Raw genomic sequence first — 1,273 nt, 5'->3', positions numbered from 1 at the left:
TTGACCTTGCCCCCAACTTTTATCCAGTCCTGAGTTCGGTCCAGCTGTTGAGATTGCCCGGTTGGGCGGTGCGAGCGGCGGGAGCTGGCGCGGAGCCTTCGGCATAGCGCAGCGCCGGATCCCGACGCGGATCACAGGTCAAGGCGAACTCGGATGGGGTCTTCCAACCGAGTTGCGAGTGGGGCCGTATGCGGTTGTAGTCGGCGCGCCAGCAGCCGAGAGCGACCCGGGCCTGGGCCAGGGAGGTAAACAGCGTCTCGTTGAGCAGCTCATCCCGGAGCCGGCCGTTGAAGCTTTCGATGAAGCCGTTCTGCATCGGCTTGCCCGGAGCGATGTAGTGCCAGGCGACCCCGCTCTGATCAGCCCATGTCAGGATGGCGTTGCTGGTCAGTTCGGTGCCGTTGTCGCTCACGATCATCCTGGGTCTGCCGCGCTCGAGCATCAGCCGATCCAATTCCCGAGCCACCCGGACACCCGAGAGCGAGGTTTCGGCTACCAGCGCCAGGCACTCGCGGGTGCAGTCGTCGACCACCGTCAGGATTCGGAAGCGGCGGCCGTCGGTGAGCTGATCGGAGACGAAGTCGAGCGACCACCGATGATCGGGAGCCATCGGCACCATCATCGGCGCCCGCGTGCCGATCGCCCGCTTGCGACCGCCGCGGCGGCGCACCGCAAGTTTCTCCTCTCGGTAGAGCCGGAACAGCTTCTTGTGGTTGATCACATAGCCCTCCCGCTTGAGCAGAACGTGCAGCCGCCGATAGCCGAAGCGGCGGCGCTCCTGGGCGATCGCCCTCATACGTTGGCGCAAGGCGGCATCGTCCGGCCGCGTCGCCCTGTATCTCACGGTCATGCGGCAGCAGCCGATGGCTTTACACGCCCGCCGTTCGCTCATCCCGTAGGCGTCCACGAGATGGGCGACAGCTTTCCGCGTCCGCGCGGGCGTCACCACTTCTTTCCCAGGAGATCCTTCAGCGCCACATTATCCAGCATGGCGTCGGCCAAGAGCCGCTTCAGCCGGGCGTTCTCGTCCTCCAGCGTCTTCAGCCGCTTGGCCTCGGAGACGTCCATCCCGCCGAACTTGGCCTTCCATTTGTAGATGCTGGCGTTGCTCACGCCGTGCTTGCGGCACAGATCGGCGACCGGCACGCCGGCCTCGTGCTCCTTCAAGATCCCGATAATCTGCTCTTCAGAAAAACGGCTGCGCTTCATGTCCTGGTCCTTGTCGTGGGCCAGAACGAACTCAAAACTGGATTAAGCCCAGGGGGCAAGGTCA

At 64.3% G+C, this 1,273-nt stretch carries 1 protein-coding gene; it reads right to left on the bottom strand.

Going from position 1 to position 1,273, the window contains the following annotated elements:
• Nucleotides 1-19: 19 nt before the first annotated feature.
• Nucleotides 20-1,209, bottom strand: a protein-coding gene (locus ACQR03_RS33340) for an IS3 family transposase (RefSeq protein WP_434842387.1) whose coding sequence is annotated in 2 segments (ribosomal slippage) — nt 20-960 and nt 960-1,209 — 1,191 coding nt in all. Because the reading frame shifts where the segments join, the coding sequence is not laid out codon by codon here.
• Nucleotides 1,210-1,273 lie beyond the last annotated feature (64 nt).

Source organism: Bradyrhizobium sp. HKCCYLS3070 (assembly GCF_051167575.1).
Classification (GTDB): Bacteria; Pseudomonadota; Alphaproteobacteria; order Rhizobiales; family Xanthobacteraceae; genus Bradyrhizobium.
Note: the sequence above shows the minus strand (reverse complement) of the source record. Positions and strands in the feature narration are given on the sequence as shown.